Source organism: Streptomyces aureocirculatus, from assembly GCF_000720475.1.
Taxonomy (GTDB): Bacteria; Actinomycetota; Actinomycetes; order Streptomycetales; family Streptomycetaceae; genus Streptomyces; species Streptomyces aureocirculatus.
This window is the reverse complement of sequence record NZ_JOAP01000036.1, coordinates 32,761-49,855: the sequence shown is the minus strand read 5'-3', so window position 1 is coordinate 49,855 and position 17,095 is coordinate 32,761. Positions and strand designations below refer to the sequence as shown.

The window sequence follows — 17,095 nt, the reverse complement described above, 5'->3', positions numbered from 1 at the left end:
TGGCCCCGCCAGGTGCGGCCTGGCGGGGCCTTGCCGTGTCACGGTGTCAGTGAGAGCCGTGGTTTCGGGGCGTCCGTGCGGCCCGTCTGGGGGCGGCGGCTGCCCGCGCGGTACTGGACGGGCCAGGAGATTCCCGGGCCCGCATAGCCCTGTTCCGCTGCCGCGTGCAGGGTCCAATGGGGGTCGTAGAGGTGGGGGCGGGCGAGGGCGCAGAGGTCGGTGCGGCCTGCCAGGAGGAGGGAGTTGACGTCGTCCCAGGAGGAGATGGCGCCGACGGCGATGACGGGGATGCCCGTCTCGTTGCGGATGCGGTCGGCGAACGGGGTCTGGTAGGAACGGCCGTAGGCGGGGCGTTCGTCGGGGACGACCTGGCCGGTGGAGACATCGACGGCGTCGGCACCGTGCGCGGCGAACGCGCGGGCCACGGCGACCGCGTCGTCCGCGGTGGTGCCACCGTCCGCCCAGTCCGTGGCCGAGATGCGGACGGTCATGGGGCGCGATGCGGGCCAGACGTCGCGTACGGCGTCGAAGACCTCCAGGGGGAAGCGGAGGCGGGCCTGGAGCGAGCCGCCGTAGGCGTCGGTGCGGTGGTTGGCGAGCGGGGAGAGGAAGCTGGAGAGGAGGTAGCCGTGGGCGCAGTGGAGTTCGAGGAGGTCGAAGCCGCAGTCGGCGGCGCGGCGGGCGGCGGCGGTGAACTCCTCGCGGACGGCGGCGAGTCCGGACCCGTCCAGTTCCTGCGGGGTCTGGCTCGTGGGGCCGTACGGGAGGGGGGACGGGGCGAGGAGCGGCCAGTTGGCGGTGGGCAGCGGCTCGTCGATGCCCTCCCACATCAGTTTCGTCGAGCCCTTGCGGCCGGAGTGGCCGAGCTGGACACCGAGGGCCGTGCCGGGCGCCTGGGTGTGGGCGAAGTCGACGATCCGGGTCCAGGCGGCGGCCTGTTCGTCGGTGTAGAGGCCGGCGCAGCCCGGCGTGATGCGGCCGTAGTCGCTCACGCACACCATCTCCGTCATGACCAGGCCCGCACCGCCGAGCGCCCGCGCCCCCAGGTGGACCAGGTGGAAGTCACCGGGCACACCGTCCACGGCGGAGTACATGTCCATGGGGGACACGACGACGCGGTTGCGCAGTTCCAGGTCGCGCAGGCGGAACGGCGTGAACATGGGGGGTGTGCCGGGCGGGCAGCCGAAGTCCCGCTCCACGGCCTGGGTGAAGTGCGCGTCGCGCAGGCGCAGGTTGTCGTGCGTGACCCGGCGGCTGCGGGTGAGCAGGTTGAACGCGAACTGCCGGGGCGGCTGGTCCACGTACAGCGGCAGTTCCTCGAACCACTGCAGGCTGGCGCGGGCCGCGCGCTGCGTGGACGCGACGACGGGGCGGCGCTCGGCCTCGTACGCGGTGAGGGCCGCCGGCAGGTCCTGCTGCTCGTGGAGGGAGGCGACGAGCGCGAGGGCGTCCTCCACGGCGAGCTTGGTGCCGGAGCCGATGGAGAAGTGCGCGGTGTGGGCGGCGTCGCCGAGCAGAACGATGTTGTTGTGCGACCAGTGGTCGTTGACGACCGTGCGGAAGGTGAGCCAGGAGGAGTTGTTGGTGCGCAGGGGGCGGCCGCCGAGGGTGTCCGTGAAGAGCTTGGCGCAGCGTTCGACGGACTGCGCGGCGTCCAGGTCCGCGAACCCGGCGGCCCGCCACACCTCCTCGCGCATCTCGACGATGACCGTGGACGCGCCGGAGGTCGCTTCCGTCGCCGCCTCGTACGGGTAGCCGTGCAACTGCATCACGCCGTGCTCGGTCTCGGCGATCTCGAAGCGGAAGGCGTCGAAGGCGAAGTCGGCGGCGAGCCAGAGGTAGCGGCAGCGGTGCGTGGTGAGGGCGGGGCGGAAGGCGTCGGCGTGCGCCTCGCGGGTCGCGCTGTGCACGCCGTCCGCGGCGATCACCAGGTCGTACTCCGTGGCGAGCTCGGCGGCGGGCGGCGCCTTCGTACGGAAGCGGAGGTCGACGCCCAGGTCGCGGCAGCGCTCGTGCAGGACCGCCAGCAGGGTGCGCCGCCCGAGCGCGGCGAAGCCGTGGCCGCCGGAGGTGTGGCGGGTGCCGCGGTGCACGATGTCGATGTCGTCCCAGCGGACGAACTCGCGGCGCAGCGCCGCGTACACCACCGGGTCGGCGTGCTCGATGCCGCCGAGGGTCTCGTCGGAGAGGACCACGCCGAAGCCGAAGGTGTCCTCGGGGGCGTTCCGCTCCCAGACGGTGACCTCGCGCTCCGGGGCGAGCCGCTTGAGCAGGGCCGCGGCGTACAGGCCGCCGGGGCCGCCCCCGATGACGGCGACACGGCGGGCGGCCCGCCCCGCGCCCTGCTCCCCCGGCGTCACCGCGGTCACCGCCCCCGCCACTTCGGCGGCCGCTTGCCGGTGAACGCCGCGTGGAACTCGGCGTAGTCCTCGCCGTTCATCAGGAGCGCCTGGGTGGCCGCGTCCATTTCGACGGCCGCCGCGAGCGGCATGTCGAGCTCGGCGGTGAGCAGCGCCTTCGTCTGGGCGTACGCGAGGGCGGGGCCCTGGGCGAGGCGGCGGGCCAGGGCGGCGGCGGACTCGGCCGCCCCGCCCTCGTCCGTGAGCTCGCTGATCAGGCCGATCCGCTCGGCCTCGGGCGCCCGCACCGGCTCGCCGAGCATCAGCAGCCGCGTGGCGTGGCCGAGCCCGACGACGCGCGGCAGCAGATACGCGGCGCCCATGTCACCGCCGGAGAGCCCGACCTTGGTGAACAGGAACGCGAACCGGGCCGAGGGGTCGGCGACCCGGAAGTCCGCGGCGAGCGCGAGCACCGCCCCCGCGCCCGCTGCCACCCCGTGCACCGCGGCCACCACCGGGAACGGGCATTCGCGCAGGGCCCGCACGACCTGGCCCGTCATGCGGTTGAAGTCGAGCAACTGCGCGGTGTCCATGGCGAGCGTCGCGCCGATGATCTCGTCCACGTCACCGCCGGAGCAGAAGCCGCGCCCCTCGCCGCCGAGGACGAGCGCCCGCACGGACCGCTCCCGGGACAGTTCGGCGAGCAGGTCGCGCAGATCGGCGTACGCGCCGAAGGTGAGCGCGTTCAGTTTCTCGGGGCGGGCGAGGGTGACGGTCGCGACGCCGTCGTCGACCGTCAGGTTCAGATGTCGCCACTCGGGGGTGCGGGCGGTGGAGCCGGTGAAGGGACTCATGACGTGCGGCCTCCTCGGGCGGGGGCGGCGGTGCCGACGGTGACGGGGGCGTGCCGGTTCTCACCCGAAGTTATCACTCATCCATGACTGTCGTCATGAGTACGCGATATGACTAGGGGCATACGTCCCCTCATTTCCCCGCATGGGTCGCCGAACCGGCCGACGGTGGTCTCTGTCGCCGCTCCGCTTAGGATTCGTATGGTTGAAGGCAGAACCGCACAGGGGCCGCCTGCTCGGACCACCTGCACCTCGAACGGACCCGCCTTGGCCGACGATCACTCCCCCGCCTCGTGGCGCATCGCCCTGCCGCACACCACGGCAGCGGTACCGATCGCACGTGCCCTGGTCCGCACGGCCCTCACGGACATCGGCTCCACGGCGGACACCGACACCGCGGAGCTGCTCACGGCCGAGCTGGTCGCCAACGCCGTCGAGCACACGGCGGGCCACGACCCGATAGAGCTGGTCATCGAGCTGCTTCCGACGCTCTGCCAGGTCGAGGTGCGCGACTCCAGCCCCGTCCCCCCGTACGACCTGACCGACCCAGCGGCGGACTCCGCGCCCGACCCCTGGCAGGAGCACGGGCGCGGCCTGCTCCTGATCCGCACCCTCAGCTCGTCCTGCGGGCACCGCCCCACCGCGTCCGGCAAGGCGGTCTGGTTCACCCTCTCCGCGCCGGCGGACCGCTGACGGCCGCTTCTCCGAAGTCCCCGGGACCCCCGGCGCCCTCCGCGCGCCCGAGCCGCGAGTGCCCGCGCCCGTACAGTGCGTACACCCCGGCCCCCACCGCCAGGAACACCGCGAACTGCGTCCAGGTGGACCAGCCCGTACCCCAGATCAGGTAGAGACAGAAGCCCACGCCGGCGAGCGGGCTCAGCGGGTACAGCGGCACCCGGAACGTCCGCTTGAGGCCCGGGTGCGTACGCCGCAGCGCGAGCACCGCCACATTGACCACGGCCATGATCGCGAGGGTGCCGATGGTGGTCAGGCCGACGACCACGTCCAGGGACGAGAAGGCGGCGGGGACGGCGACGGCGGCGGCCACGATCCACGTGCCCGCGGCGGGTGTCGCGGTCCGCGGCGAGACCCGTTCGAATACCCGCGGCATCAGGCCGTCCCGTGACATCGACATCAGGACGCGGGTCTGGCCGTACATGACCGCGAGGACCACGGACGCGATGGCCACGACCGCGCCGAAGGCGATGACGCCGCCGCCCACGGCGGACCCGGTGACCTGGTCGACGATCAGTGACAGCGCCGCGGGCCTGGCGGCGACCTCGTCCGCGCCGAGCGCGCCGACGGCCGCGAGCGCCACGGCGACGTACAGCAGGGTCACCACGCCGATGCAGATCAGGATGGCGAGGGGGATGTTCCTGCGCGGGTCGCGCACCTCCTCGCCCGCCGTCGTCACCGCGTCGAAGCCGATGAACGAGAAGAACGCGAGCGAGGCGCCCGCCGTGACACCGGAGACCCCGGCACCCGCGAACGGCGTGAGATTGCCGTCCCGGAACGCCGTGAAGGCGATGGCCAGGAACAGCAGCAGGACGCCGATCTTCAGAACCGCCATCGCGGCGGTGGCCCGCGCGCTCTCGCGCATCCCGCGGGCGAGGAGCACGGCGGCGAGGGCGATCACGACGACGGCGGGGAGGTTGACGGCACCGCCGTCCCCCGGGCCCGCGGACAGGGCGGCGGGCAACCGCCACCCGGTGAGGCTGTCGAGCAGCTCGTTCAGATACTGGCTCCAGCCGACCGCGACGGCCGACACCGAGACCCCGTACTCAAGCAGCAGGCACCAGCCGACGAGGAACGCGGTGCGCTCGCCGAACGTCGCGTACGCGAACGAGTACGAGCTGCCCGACACGGGGATCGCGCCGCCCAGCTCCGCGACCGAGAACGCGGTGAAGACGCAGGTCACAGCCGCCAGGACAAAGGAGACCGCGACCGCGGGCCCGGCTTCGGCGACGCTGTCGGACAGACCGACGAAGATGCCGGTGCCGACGATCGCGCCGACACCGAAGCAGACGAGCTGGAACAGTCCCATCGTGCGCTTGAGGCCGTGCCCCTCCAGGTCCGCGCCGGATTCGGCGACGAGGAGATCGGGGGACTTGAGGCGCCGTCCGGGCCGGGAAGGGGCCGGGGTGGTGGCGGGCGGGCGGTTGGGGCCCATGGGGTGGTACTCGATTCTGGTGCGGGTGGTGCGGGTGGTGCGGTCGTGCGGTGACGCGTGAGCTGCCTCGGAGTCGGTGTCAGGAGTCAGGAGGCGGGAGGCGGGAGGTGCTCAGGTGAGTGTCGCCACCAGGACCGCCTTGATCGTGTGCATCCGATTCTCCGCCTCGTCGAAGACGACCGAGTGCTCCGACTCGAACACCTCGTCGGTCACCTCCAGCGACGAGAGCCCGTGGCGCTCGCAGACCTCCCGTCCGACCTGCGTGGACAGGTCGTGGAAGGCGGGCAGGCAGTGCAGGAACCGCACATCGGGGTTGCCGGTGGCGCGCAGCACGTCCATCGTCACCGCGTACGGCGCGAGGTCCGCGACGCGCTCGTCCCAGACGTCGGCGGGCTCCCCCATCGACACCCAGACGTCGGTGGCGACGAAGTCGGCGCCCACGACGCCTTCGGAGATGTCCTCGGTGAGCGTGATCCGCGCACCGCTGACCTCGGCGAGCGCCCGGGCGCGGGCCACGACGGCCTCGGCGGGCCAGTACGCGCGGGGCGCCACGATCCGGACGTCCATGCCGAGCAGGGCGCCGGTGACCAGGTAGGAGTTGCCCATGTTCAGACGGGCGTCGCCGAGGTAGGCGTAGGCGACGCGCTCCAGGGGCTCGGCGCAGTGCTCGGTCATCGTCAGGATGTCGGCGAGCATCTGGGTGGGGTGCCAGGCGTCGGTCAGGCCGTTGTAGACGGGCACCCCGGCGTGGGCGGCGAGCGACTCGACGGTCGCCTGGGCGTCACCGCGGAACTGGATGGCGTCGTACATCCGGCCGAGCACCCGGGCGGTGTCCCGCACGGACTCCTTCTTGCCGATGTGCGCCCCGGTGGGGTCGATGTACGTCGTGGTGGCACCCTGGTCCGCGGCGGCCACCTCGAAGGAGCACCGGGTGCGGGTCGACGCCTTCTCGAAGATCAGCGCGATGTTCCGCCCGCTCAGGCGCCGTGTCTCCGTCCCGGCCCGCTTGGCCGCCTTCAGTTCCGCGGCCAGGGCGAGCAGGCCGCGGAACTCCTCGGCGGTGAAGTCCAGCTCCTTGAGGAAGTGGCGGCCGGTGAGGCCGGTCGTGGCAGTCGCCATAGGGCGCTCCTGGGGTACACATGCGGAGAGGCGGGCGGGGGAACCCTTGAAAGTCTATACGACCTTTCACATTTATATGCAGACTCCATCGGAGCCCCGTCCCGGCCACCCACCCGGGCCCCGCCCGCGCCGCCCGCCCGCCCGCGTTCAGCTCAGGCCGCCCACCGGCGCCCCGCCTCAGCCGCCCACCGGCCCCCGCTCCACCGGACAGCTCATGCACCGCGGCCCGCCCCGGCCGCGGCCCAGCTCGCTGCCGGGGATCTCGATCACTTCGAGGCCCTGCTTGCGCAGATATGTGTTGGTGGTCGCGTTCCGCTCGTAGGCCACGACCACGCCCGGCTCGACCGCGAGTACGTTGCAGCCGTCGTCCCACTGCTCGCGCTCGGCGGCGTGCACGTCCTGGGTGGCCGTGAGGACCCGGATGCCGCCGAGGCCGAGCGCGGCGGCGATGGCGCGGTGCATGTGCTCCGGCGGATGGTCGGTGACCTTCAACTCGCGCTCGTCGACGCCCGGTTCGATGGTGTACGAGCGCAGCATGCCGAGGCCCGCGTACTGCGTGAACGTGTCCCCGTCGACCATCGTCATGACCGTGTCCAGGTGCATGAAGGCCCGGCGCTTGGGCATGTCGAGCGCCACGATCGAGGTCGCGGACCCGGCGGCGAACAGCTTGTGCGCCAGCATCTCGACGGCCTGCGGGGTGGTGCGCTCGCTCATGCCGATGAGCACCGCGCCGTTGCCGAGGACCAGGACGTCACCGCCCTCGATGGTGGAGGGATAGTCGGACTGCCCCTGCGACCAGAGGTGGAAGCCCTGGCCGTGGAAGAGCGGGTGGTGCTGGTAGATCGCCTCGAAGTGGACGGTCTCGCGCTGCCGGGCAGGCCAGCGCATCGCGTTGATGGACACGCCGTCGTAGATCCACGCGGAGGTGTCCCGCGTGAACAGGTGGTTGGGCAGCGGCCGGAGCAGGAAGTCGTCCATGTCCATGCAGTGGAAGCGCACGGACGTCGGCTCCGGGTGCCGGTCCAGGTACTCCCGCTTCGTCATGCCGCCGATCAGCGCCTCGGCCAGCTCCGCCGACGGCAGCGGGTCGAAGGAGGCCCGCAGGTGGTCGGTGGCCAGCGGGCCGTACTCCTTCTCGTCGAAGACACGGTCCAGGACGAGGAGCCGGGCCGCCGGGACGTCGAGGGCCTCGGCCAGCAGATCACCGAAGAGGTGCACCGTCACCCCGCGGTCGCGCAGCACGTCGGCGAAGCCGTCGTGCTCCTGCCGTGCCCTGCGCACCCACAGGACGTCGTCGAAGAGCAGCGCGTCCTTGTTGGTGGGTGTGAGCCGTTTCAGCTCCAGATCGGGGCGGTGCAGTATGACGCGGCGCAGCCGCCCTGCCTCGGAGTCGACGTGAAATCCCATGCCTCCATCCTCACCTGCCCGGCGCCCCCGCACGCGCCGAACCGCGACAAGTGACACCCGGCACGCACCGGGGCGGCCGTCCTGCCCGCCGGGACAGAGCCCGGAGGGGGACGGCCACACACACTCAGAGCCGCGGGTCCACCGGCTCCGACTCAAGGGCGAGGACCGCGAACACCGCCTCGTGCACCCGCCACAGCGGCTCACCGTCCGCGAGCCGGTCGAGGGCTTCGAGGCCGAGCGCGTACTCCCGGACGGCGAGCGAGCGCTTGTGGCCGAGGGAGCGGCCGCGGAGCTTCTCCAGGTTCTCCGGACGGGTGTACTCCGGGCCGTAGATGATCCGCAGGTACTCGCGGCCCCGGCACTTGATGCCGGGCTGTACGAGCCGTCCCTTGCCGTCGCGCACCAGCGCGCCGACGGGCTTGACGACCATGCCCTCGCCGCCGCGCCCCGTCATCTCCAGCCACCAGTCGACACCCGCCCGTACCGACTCCTCGTCGCCGGTGTCGACGTACAGGCGGCGCGTGGTGCGCAGCAGGCCGGTGCCGTCGTGCTCCACCATGCGGTCGATCAGGGCGAGTTGCCCGTCGTGCGGCAGCGCGGCGAGGCTCCTGCCCTGGGCCGCCAGGATCTGGAACGGTGCGAGGTGCACACCGTCGAGACCGTCGGTGGGCCAGCAGTAGCGGCGGTAGGCGTCGGTGAACGCGGACGCGTCCGCGGCGCGTTCACGCTGCCTGTCGAGCAGGTCCTGGACGTCGACGCCCCGCGCGGTGGCGGCCTCCAGGGCGGCGAGCGCGCCCGGAAAGACCGCGCGGGAGGCGGCCCCCACGGCGGCGTACTGCGTGCGCAGCAGGCCCTTGGCCTTCAGGGACCACGGCATCAGCTCGGCGTCGAGCAGCAGCCAGTCGGTCGTGAGGTCCCTCCACAGCCCGGCCGCGTCGACGGCCGCCCGCACCCGGGCGAGCAGCTCGTCGGTGAGCGCGGGGTCGTCGAGGAAGGGGCGCCCCGTACGGGTGCAGAGCGCGCCCGTGGGGCCGTCCACGCCGAAGCGCGCGCGGGCCGCGTCCGCGTCCTTGCACACCAGGACCACCGCGCGGGAGCCCATGTGCTTCTCCTCGCACACGACGCGCTCGACGCCGTCCGCCCGGTACTGCGCGAAGGCTTCCTCCGGGTGCTCCAGGTAGCCTTCGCGCCGCGAGGCGGCCGTCGGCGCCATCGTCGGCGGCAGATACGGCACCAGGCGCGGGTCGGCTGCGAAGCGGCTCATGACCTCGAGGGCCGCCGCCGCGTTCTCCTCGCGGACGGTGACGCGCCCTGCGTGCCTGGTCTCCACGACACGGCGGCCGTGCACGTCACCGAGGTCGAGCGGGCGGCCGTCGTGCCCGCCGGGCGCGTCCGTGCGCAGCGGCTTCGCCGGTTCGTACCAGACCCGCTCCGCGGGGACGTCGACGAGCTCGCGCTCCGGCCAGCGCAGCGCGGTGAGCCTGCCGCCGAAGACCGCGCCGGTGTCCAGGCAGATGGTGTTGTTCAGCCAGGTCGCCGTCGGCACCGGTGTGTGGCCGTAGACCACGGCGGCCTTGCCGCGGTAGTCCTCGGCCCACGGGTAGCGCACGGGAAGACCGAATTCGTCGGTCTCGCCGGTGGTGTCGCCGTACAGCGCGTGCGAACGCACCCGGCCCGAGGTGCGGCCGTGGTACTTCTCCGGCAGGCCCGCGTGGCACACCACCAGCTTGCCGCCGTCGAGGACGTAGTGGCTGACGAGGCCGTCCACGAACTCCCGCACCCGCGTCCGGAAGTCCGGGTCGCGGGCGTCCTCCGCCTCCAGTTGCGCGATCGTCTCGGCGAGGCCGTGGGTGTGCTGGACACCCCGGCCCTTCAGATAGCGGCCGAGCTTGTTCTCGTGGTTGCCCGGTACGCACAGGGCGGTGCCGTTCGCGACCATGCTCATGACGCGGCGCAGGACGCCGGGGCTGTCCGGGCCGCGGTCGACGAGGTCGCCGACGAACACGGCGGTGCGGCCCTCGGGGTGCGCGCCGTCGACGTAGCCGAGCTTGCCGAGCAGCGTCTCCAGTTCGCTCGCGCAGCCGTGGATGTCGCCGACGATGTCGAAGGGCCCCCTGAGGTGTCTGAGGTCGTTGTAGCGCCGCTCGGTGACGATCTCGGCGCGGTCGATCTCCGCGACGCCCCGCAGGACGTGCACCTTGCGGAAGCCCTCGCGCTCCAGGTGCTTGCAGGAGCGGCGCAGTTCGCGCTGGTGGCGCTGGATGACGCGGCGCGGGAGCCCGGCGCGGTCGGCGCGCGCGGCGTTCCGCTCGGCGCACACCTCCTCGGGGACGTCGAGCACGATGGCGACGGGCAGCACGTCGTGCCGCCTGGCAAGGTCGATGAGCTGCTTGCGGCTGTCGGACTGCACGTTGGTGGCGTCGACGACGGTACGGCGCCCGGCCGCGAGCCGCTTGCCTGCGATGTAGTGCAGTACGTCGAAGGCGTCGCCGCTCGCGCTCTGGTCGTTCTCGTCGTCGGCGACGAGCCCCCGGCAGAAGTCGCTCGAAAGCACCTCGGTGGGCGCGAAGTGCCGCCGCGCGAAGGTGGACTTGCCCGATCCGGTGGCGCCGACGAGCACGACGAGGCAGAGGTCGGTGACGGCGAGGCGGATTCTTTCCTTCGTCATGCGGCCTGCGCTCCCTTCCCGTTTCCGGTGCTGTTGTCCGTACGCGTCGAACCGTCGTCCGTACGCGTGGAACCGTCGTCCGTACGCGTGGAACCCTCGTCCGTACGTGTGAAGACCGCCATCTGCGTCGGCGGGCCCACCGCGGGGTCGTCGGGGCCCACGGGTGCGAACCGCACCGCGTACGCGTGCCGCCGGGCGACCCCGTCCGCCCAGGCGCGGAACTCCTCGCGGGTCCATTCGAAGCGGTGGTCGCCGTGCCGGACGTGGCCTGCCGGGAGGGTCTCCCAGCGGACGTTGTACTCGACGTTCGGCGTCGTGACGAGGACGGTGCGCGGACGCGCCGAGCCGAACACCGCGTACTCCAGGGCCGGCAGGCGCTCCGGGTCGACGTGCTCGACGACCTCGCTGAGCACCGCCGCGTCGTACCCCTTGAGGCGTTTGTCGGTGTACGCGAGTGAGCCCTGGAAGAGCGCCACGCGGTCCGCCTGACGCTCGCCCATCCGCTCCAGCTTCAGCCGCCGGGCGGCGACGGTCAGGGCGCGCATCGACACGTCGACGCCCACGATCTGGGTGTACCGCGTGTCCTTCAGGAGCGCCTGCACCAACTGGCCCTGGCCGCAGCCGAGGTCGAGCACGCGGGTGGCGCCCGACGCCTCGAGGGCGGCGAGGAGCGTCTCGCGGCGCCGCACGGCGAGCGGCACCTGCGGTTCCTCGTCCGGCCCTTCGTCGGTGACGGCGTTGTCGATCTCGTCGACGTCCGTGTCGTCGGCGTCGGCGAGCCTGACCAGTTCGAGCCGCTCCATGGCCGCACGCGTCAGGGACCAGCGGCGCGCGAGATAGCGGCTGGTGATCAGGCGCTGCTCAGGGTGGCCCGCGAGCCAGCCCTCGCCCGCGCGAAGCAGCTTGTCGACCTCGTCGGCCGAGACCCAGTAGTGCTTGGCGTCGTCGAGCACCGGAAGGAGCACATACAGGTGGCGCAGTGCGGCGCCGAGGGTCAGCACGCCGTCCGGCACCTGAAGGACGAGGCGCACGTACCGCGAGTCGCCCCAGTCGGGGAAGCGCTCGTCGAGCGGCACAGGATCGGCAGTGACCGTCCAGCCCAGCGGCTCGAACAGTGCCCGCACCAGCTCGGGGCCGCCGCGCGCGGGCAGCGCGGGCACCTCCACGCGCAGCGGAAGCGGCTGTCCGGCCCGCTCGGGCAGGGCCTTGCAGACACCGCGCAACGCGCTGGAGAACACTCCGCCCAGGGCGACGGCGAGCAGCGAGGACGCCGCGTACGGCCGGTCGTTCACGTACTGCGCGAGCGCCGCGTCCGGGGCGGCGCCGCGGCCCTTGCCCCCACCGCCCCTGCCTCGCCGCACCAGCGCCACGGGGTCCACTTCGAGAAGCAGCGCCGCCGTGCAGCGCTCCTCTGTCGCCTCGGGGTAGAAGACGTGCGCCTGCCCGTAGGACGTGGCGAACGCCTGCGCCCTGCCGGGATGCTTGTGCAGCAGGAACCCGAGGTCGGTGGCGGGGCGTTCGGGGGAACCGGTGGTGGTGAGGGTCAGAAACACCTGCACAAACGTACAGCGAAGCCCCCCGGGCCGCACCCAGGATTCTCCGGCACGGGCGGGCAGGGCCGCAGGTCGCGGGCGGTCGCCGAGTGCGGCGACCACCCGCGGCCCGGGTCGGACCGGCTTGCCCGGGTCGGACCGGCTTGCCCGGGTCGGACCGGCTTGCCCGGGTCAGGCCAGTTGCGACTGCACCTGCGCCGAGATCAGCTCCAGGTGGTCCAGGTCGGCCAGGTCCAGGCACTGGAGGTAGACACGGCTCGCGCCGATCTCCGCGTACCGGCCGATCTTGTCGACGACCTCGGCCGGGGAGCCCGCGAGGCCGTTGGCCTTCAGCTCCTGAACATCGCGGCCGATGACCGCCGCGCGGCGCCCGACCTCGGCGTCGTCCTTGCCGACGCACGCCACAAGGGCGGCGGAGTACACCAGGTCGTCGGGCTTGCGCCCGGCCTGCTCGGCCGCGGCCCGCACCCGGCCGAACTGCCGCTCGCTGTCCTCGACCGAGGCGAACGGGATGTTGAACTCGTCCGCGTACTGCGCGGCGAGACGGGGCGTGCGCGTCGCGCCGTGGCCGCCGATCAGGACCGGCACCTTGGTCTGCGCGGGCTTGGGCAGCGCGGGCGAGTCGGTGAGCTGGTAGTGGGTGCCCTCGTAGGAGAACGTGCGGCCGGGCTCCGTCGCCCACAGCCCGGTGACGATCGCCAACTGCTCCTCAAGGCGCGCGAACTTCTCCTTCGGGAACGGGATGCCGTACGCCTTGTGCTCCTCCTCGAACCAGCCCGCTCCGAGTCCGAGTTCCACCCGGCCGCCGGACATCTGGTCGACCTGGGCCACCTGGATGGCGAGCACACCCGGCAGCCGGAAGGTACCGGCCGTCATGAGCGTCCCGAGCCGGATCCGCTTCGTCTCGCGCGCGAGGCCCGCCAGCGTGATCCAGGCGTCCGTGGGCCCCGGCAGACCGTCGGCAGAGCCCATGCGCAGATAGTGGTCGGAGCGGAAGAAGGCGTCGAAGCCGAGGTCCTCGGTGGCCTTGGCGACGGTGAGCAGCGTGTCATAAGTGGCCCCCTGCTGGGGCTCGGTGAAGATGCGAAGATCCATGGGTCCATCCTGCACGCTCGAACACCCGTCAACGTTCTCCGTCCGGGCAGGGCGCCGCCGCCCCGGTCGGGTGAAATCCTCGCGTGCGGCGGCCGGGGCGTGGCCGTCCCAGTGACTACGCCGTACGGAAGATCGTTGGCCGGTGCGGAGCCGGACCGCCCGGCACCCGCGCCGGCGGCCTCGCCGGGGCGCCCCCGCAGCAACCGCCTTGCCCGGCCGGGGCGCGCCCCCGCGGCGGGGCATCCGCCGGTGGGGCATCCGCCGGTGGGCGGCGGCGGAACGGCGGACGGTGCCGGAACGGCGGGCGGGCGCGGAACGGCAGGCGAGCGCGGAACGGCGGACGGGCGCGGAACGGCAGGCGAGCGCGGAACGGTGGGCGGTGGGTCTGGCGGCGCCTGAGGATGGCCGGGGCGGTGGCTCGTCTCAGCAGACGGGGCGGGTCCCCGAGGGCTCCGGGGTGTCGCGCGCTCTGGCGGCGAGTCTGCGGAGCATCTCCAGGACGCGGTCCCTGGCCTCGTCGGCCGCGTCGATGGCCTCCATGCACTGCCAGTACACCCCCTCGTCGTCGGCGCCCATCGCCACCGTGACCAGGGCGATGCCCACTTCACCCAGGAGCACGCCGAGGCCGAGGAGGGTGTCGTGGGCATCGCCTATCGTCGTCAGCTTCGCCGCGCGTATCTCCTGGGGTGTCGGCGGGGGGTGGCTCAGGACCGCGCAGCCCCTGCCGCTCAGTTCGCTGAGGCCGAGCGCCTCGCCCCGTAACTCCGGAGGCCCCGCGACCGCGAGGCGGCTGCCGATCGCCTGCGCCAGAGCCTGGGACTGCCACACCTCCGCCACGAGGGAGGCGGGCTCCCGACTTCGCGCCAGAGCGCACCTGCTCGCCTCGATGAGCCGCATCGCATCCATGCGCCGTCCCCATTCATCCCGCGCCCTCACACAGCACGTGCAACCGAACTCCCCTAACCACTACCCACAGTGAGCGCCTTCAGGACGAAAAGCCAGAGGAAGCCTGAAATCTGTGGACAAAAATTCGCCAATGGACAATGCATTGACTGCGGAGAGTGACGATGAGGTGTCTTTGGGGGGCTTTCGGCATGTCCAACGGGTGGTGACGGCACACGACTTGAGAGGACTTGAGGGGCGGGGGTGCGCGCCGTGTGCGCCGTGAATGCCGGGGGCTCAGCACCGGTTGCGCCGTGGAGCGGTTGCGCGGTGGAGCCGTCCAGGGCTGGGGCTAGGGCGCCGGGAAGCGGTGCTCGTTCCGGTCGATCTTCGCCGCAAGCGCCGTGAGCGGATCGATGCCCAGTCGGCCGCAGAACTGCAGCAGATAGGCGAGGACGTCGGCGACCTCGTCGGTGACGCGGTGCGCCGACTCCGGGTCGTCCATGATCCGTGCCGACTCCTCCGGGGTCAGCCACTGGAAGATCTCCACGAGTTCGGCGGCCTCCACGCTGAGCGCGGCGGCCAGGTTCTTGGGCGTGTGGTAGGGCTCCCAGTCGCGCGCGGCCGCGAACTCGGCCAGCCTGCGCTGCAGTCCCGCTACGTCATGATCTGTCACGGCCCCAAGTCAACTACATCCCGGCAGGTCCGGGCCGCCCCAGGTCCACCACGGTCACGCCGTCCGCCGTCGCGGCCCAGGTGGCGTCGGCCACGGCACCGATCAGGCGCAGGTGGCCGCGGGCGCACATACGGGCCGCGAGGTCGGCGATGGCCCGCTTCTGGCGCTGGTCCAGACAGCGGTCGAAGCCGTCGGCGAGGACCGTGAGGCTCTGGTAGGCCTCGGGGACCTCCGCCGCCGGGTCGACCTCCAGGACCCGGGGGCCGGTGAGCAGGACCAGGGCGAGGGCCAGATAGCGCAGTTCGCCGTCGCCGAGGCGGCCCATGGAGGTGCGCACGCCGTCACCGCGGTCGAGCAGTGCCCGCAGCGCGCCGTCCCGCGTCTCCTCGGCGCGTACGTCGGCCACGGGCCCCGCGCACCCGGCACGCAGCGCGGTCACGAGCTGGGCGTGCCGGGTACCGCACTCGGAGCGGGTGCGCCACAGGACTTCCGCGAGGTTGTCGCAGCCCCCGAGGAGGCGCCCGGTGCCGACGAGTCCTGGCGGCACGGGCTCGCGCATGCGGGTGGGGCGGGGGTCGCAGGCGAACACCGAGCGCAGGGCGACGACGACCTGCTCGGCGGCGGCGAGCACCAGGCGCTGGCCGTCGGTCTTGCCCGCGACGCGCAGCGGCAGCAGGGCCGTGCCGAGGCGGTCGTCGGGCAGGGGCGCGCGGGTGACGGGCGCGGCGCCCGCGGTGTGCCAGGCCGCCTGGACGGCGCGGCGGCCGGGGTCGCGCAGGGCGGTCTCCAGGAGCGTGAGTCCGTCGCGCGTCAACCGTTCGCCCGCGATGCGCAGTTCCGGTTCGGCCTGGACGGCCACGTCGAGGCGTACGGGTCCGGCGGGGCCGTCGACCGTGCAGCCGATGCGGAAGCCGCGGCGGGCCTGGCCGTCGGCCCGCGCCCGCTCGGGCACACAGCGGGCGGGCTGCGGGAAGGCGTCGATCAGCTCGGCTCCCGCGCCGAGCAGCGCCAGCGCCTCGTACGCCCGGAGCGCGCTGGTCTTTCCGCTGCCGCTCGGCCCCGCGAACAGAGTGAGCGGACCGAGCGGGAACGCGGCGCCCCGGTGCCCCTCGAAGGCGGAAAGACGCAGCTCGGTGACGCGGGGCCTGGCGCGGGCCGTCCGATCCTGCGCGAGCGCCCGGCGGGAGTGCACACTCATGACCGGACGTTATGGCTGCCGTTCCAGCCGAACCGTTCCGCCCGACGGACCTTCGCACGATCGAGGGATCACGGCCCGAAGTCCCACGTGGCGGGGTGTGGTGGGCTAGATCACGCCAGGCCACGCACGGTCGCGGGGCCACGCACGGTCGCCGGGCCACGCACGGTCGCTGAGCCACGCACAGGCACCGGGCCACGCACAGGCACCGGGCGGATGCCGGTCGCCGGTCAGATGCCGGTCGCCGCCTCCACGAGGCCCTGGACCTCCGTGTCGGGCGGTGACAGGAGAAAGACGTTCTTCTCCACGCGGTGCATGCCGCAGCCGAGGCCGAAGACCACGCCGCTGCTGAAGTCCAGGACGCGTTTGGCGACTTCGGCCTCGGCGCCGGACAGGTCGAGCAGGACCGGTGTCTGCGCCATCAGGTACTCGGCGACGTCGCGGGCGTCCGCGAAGATGTTCACGCGCGTGACGATGAAGCGCCGGCGCGCCTCCGTCTCCGCGTCGGGCAGCGCGCCGTGCCCTGGCCATGACGGCCACTCGTTGCGGCCGCGCAGCGGTACTACCTGGGCGAGCCCCTCCCACTGTTCGTCGGTGGCTTCGTGGCTGGTCACAGAGCAACCCCGTCCTGGCTCGTCCTCAACGTCTGCACCTGGCAATTCTTACGCAACTCACCCGATCGGCCCAACCACGACACGGTCGCATGGCACGTGTCACATGTGCGAGCGGCGCGCCAACGCCACGAGAACACCCGGGAACCCGCCGCCCCGCCCGCACGACCACCTGCCCGGTGCCGGGTGTCCGCGGCCCCGTACCCCCAAACCAGTCACGGGAGCGTCGATGGCAGACGAGCGTTCAACCACCGCGCGTACGGCGGGTTCCGACCGCGCACCGGGCGGTGTGCGGCGGTGGCGGCCGCCGCCCGCGCTGCTCGGCTTCGTCGTGCTGCTCGTCGTCGTCTTCGCCGTCGCCCACCAGGTCGGCTCGGCGGTGGGGCCGGTCGCGCCGGGCATGCGGTCGTCGGACCCCGGCGGCGACACGAGCCGCGAAGGCGGCACCGGTGGCGATGGCGGGCACGGCGGTTCGCACGGGGGGCACGGCCGGTGACCGCCGGGACCACGGCCCCGGCAACCGGCGAAG

At 72.8% G+C, this 17,095-nt stretch carries 14 protein-coding genes; 2 read left to right on the top strand and 12 right to left on the bottom strand.

The genetic code is table 11. The features are described from left to right. Positions 1-38 precede the first annotated feature (38 nt). Positions 39-2,369: a bifunctional salicylyl-CoA 5-hydroxylase/oxidoreductase gene (locus IG78_RS0128630; RefSeq protein WP_225882257.1), complete on the bottom strand. Its 2,331-nt coding sequence runs from the start codon at positions 2,367-2,369 to the stop codon at positions 39-41. Next, complete coding sequence (locus IG78_RS0128625; protein WP_030568269.1) at positions 2,366-3,193, bottom strand: enoyl-CoA hydratase family protein; 828 nt, start codon at positions 3,191-3,193, stop codon at positions 2,366-2,368. The genes IG78_RS0128630 and IG78_RS0128625 overlap by 4 nt, the downstream gene beginning before the upstream one ends. A gap of 198 nt (positions 3,194-3,391) precedes the next feature. Between IG78_RS0128625 and IG78_RS0128620 the strand changes: the two genes are divergently transcribed. After that, entirely contained in the window at positions 3,392-3,883 is a 492-nt protein-coding gene (locus tag IG78_RS0128620; RefSeq protein WP_225882256.1) for an ATP-binding protein, read from the top strand. On the opposite strand, the gene IG78_RS0128615 is transcribed toward IG78_RS0128620, so the two are convergent. From IG78_RS0128615 to IG78_RS0128570, 10 genes are all read right to left on the bottom strand, one after another. Then, complete coding sequence (locus IG78_RS0128615) at positions 3,855-5,360, bottom strand: amino acid permease (protein ID WP_051853015.1); 1,506 nt, start codon at positions 5,358-5,360, stop codon at positions 3,855-3,857. The two genes, IG78_RS0128620 and IG78_RS0128615, sit on opposite strands and share 29 nt — an antisense overlap. A 111-nt stretch (positions 5,361-5,471) precedes the next feature. Continuing rightward, complete coding sequence (gene argF / locus IG78_RS0128610; RefSeq protein ID WP_030568263.1) at positions 5,472-6,479, bottom strand: ornithine carbamoyltransferase; 1,008 nt, start codon at positions 6,477-6,479, stop codon at positions 5,472-5,474. 177 nt (positions 6,480-6,656) lie between these two features. Further along, positions 6,657-7,886, bottom strand: a complete 1,230-nt coding sequence (locus tag IG78_RS0128605; protein WP_030568261.1) for an arginine deiminase — start codon at positions 7,884-7,886, stop codon at positions 6,657-6,659. Positions 7,887-8,010: 124 nt separating this feature from the next. Continuing rightward, the gene (locus IG78_RS0128600; RefSeq protein WP_030568260.1) at positions 8,011-10,554 is read right to left on the bottom strand and encodes a polynucleotide kinase-phosphatase; all 2,544 of its coding nucleotides are present in this window, start codon (positions 10,552-10,554) and stop codon (positions 8,011-8,013) included. Beyond that, the gene (locus IG78_RS0128595; RefSeq protein ID WP_030568258.1) at positions 10,551-12,107 is read right to left on the bottom strand and encodes a 3' terminal RNA ribose 2'-O-methyltransferase Hen1; all 1,557 of its coding nucleotides are present in this window, start codon (positions 12,105-12,107) and stop codon (positions 10,551-10,553) included. Before IG78_RS0128595 ends, IG78_RS0128600 begins: the two co-directional genes overlap by 4 nt. Positions 12,108-12,278: 171 nt before the next feature. Continuing rightward, positions 12,279-13,202 (bottom strand): LLM class F420-dependent oxidoreductase, encoded by a 924-nt coding sequence (locus IG78_RS0128590; protein ID WP_030568256.1) that lies wholly within the window; start codon positions 13,200-13,202, stop codon positions 12,279-12,281. 423 nt (positions 13,203-13,625) lie between these two features. Next, a complete protein-coding gene (locus tag IG78_RS0128585; protein ID WP_030568254.1) occupies positions 13,626-14,108 on the bottom strand; it encodes a DUF6099 family protein in 483 nt (160 codons plus the stop codon). A gap of 328 nt (positions 14,109-14,436) precedes the next feature. Further along, a complete protein-coding gene (locus IG78_RS0128580) occupies positions 14,437-14,760 on the bottom strand; it encodes a nucleotide pyrophosphohydrolase (protein ID WP_030568252.1) in 324 nt (107 codons plus the stop codon). A gap of 13 nt (positions 14,761-14,773) precedes the next feature. Continuing rightward, positions 14,774-15,958, bottom strand: a complete 1,185-nt coding sequence (locus IG78_RS0128575) for an AAA family ATPase (RefSeq protein WP_051853014.1) — start codon at positions 15,956-15,958, stop codon at positions 14,774-14,776. Between the two features lie 227 nt (positions 15,959-16,185). After that, positions 16,186-16,569: a cell division protein SepF gene (locus IG78_RS0128570; protein WP_030568248.1), complete on the bottom strand. Its 384-nt coding sequence runs from the start codon at positions 16,567-16,569 to the stop codon at positions 16,186-16,188. Positions 16,570-16,795: 226 nt separating this feature from the next. Here IG78_RS0128570 and IG78_RS0128565 point away from each other — a divergent pair, with 226 nt between their 5' ends. After that, positions 16,796-17,062, top strand: coding sequence for a hypothetical protein (locus IG78_RS0128565; protein ID WP_030568247.1), 267 nt, complete (start codon positions 16,796-16,798; stop codon positions 17,060-17,062). The last annotated feature ends 33 nt before the right edge of the window (positions 17,063-17,095 follow it).

Coding starts and splice junctions, on each gene's coding strand:
- IG78_RS0128625 (WP_030568269.1), bottom strand. CDS start 3,193: ATGAGTCCCTTCACCGGCTCCACCGCCCGCACCCCCGAGTGGCGACAT.
- IG78_RS0128620 (WP_225882256.1), top strand. CDS start 3,392: ATGGTTGAAGGCAGAACCGCACAGGGGCCGCCTGCTCGGACCACCTGC.
- IG78_RS0128615 (WP_051853015.1), bottom strand. CDS start 5,360: ATGGGCCCCAACCGCCCGCCCGCCACCACCCCGGCCCCTTCCCGGCCC.
- argF (WP_030568263.1), bottom strand. CDS start 6,479: ATGGCGACTGCCACGACCGGCCTCACCGGCCGCCACTTCCTCAAGGAG.
- IG78_RS0128605 (WP_030568261.1), bottom strand. CDS start 7,886: ATGGGATTTCACGTCGACTCCGAGGCAGGGCGGCTGCGCCGCGTCATA.
- IG78_RS0128600 (WP_030568260.1), bottom strand. CDS start 10,554: ATGACGAAGGAAAGAATCCGCCTCGCCGTCACCGACCTCTGCCTCGTC.
- IG78_RS0128590 (WP_030568256.1), bottom strand. CDS start 13,202: ATGGATCTTCGCATCTTCACCGAGCCCCAGCAGGGGGCCACTTATGAC.
- IG78_RS0128585 (WP_030568254.1), bottom strand. CDS start 14,108: ATGGATGCGATGCGGCTCATCGAGGCGAGCAGGTGCGCTCTGGCGCGA.
- IG78_RS0128575 (WP_051853014.1), bottom strand. CDS start 15,958: ATGAGTGTGCACTCCCGCCGGGCGCTCGCGCAGGATCGGACGGCCCGC.
- IG78_RS0128565 (WP_030568247.1), top strand. CDS start 16,796: ATGGCAGACGAGCGTTCAACCACCGCGCGTACGGCGGGTTCCGACCGC.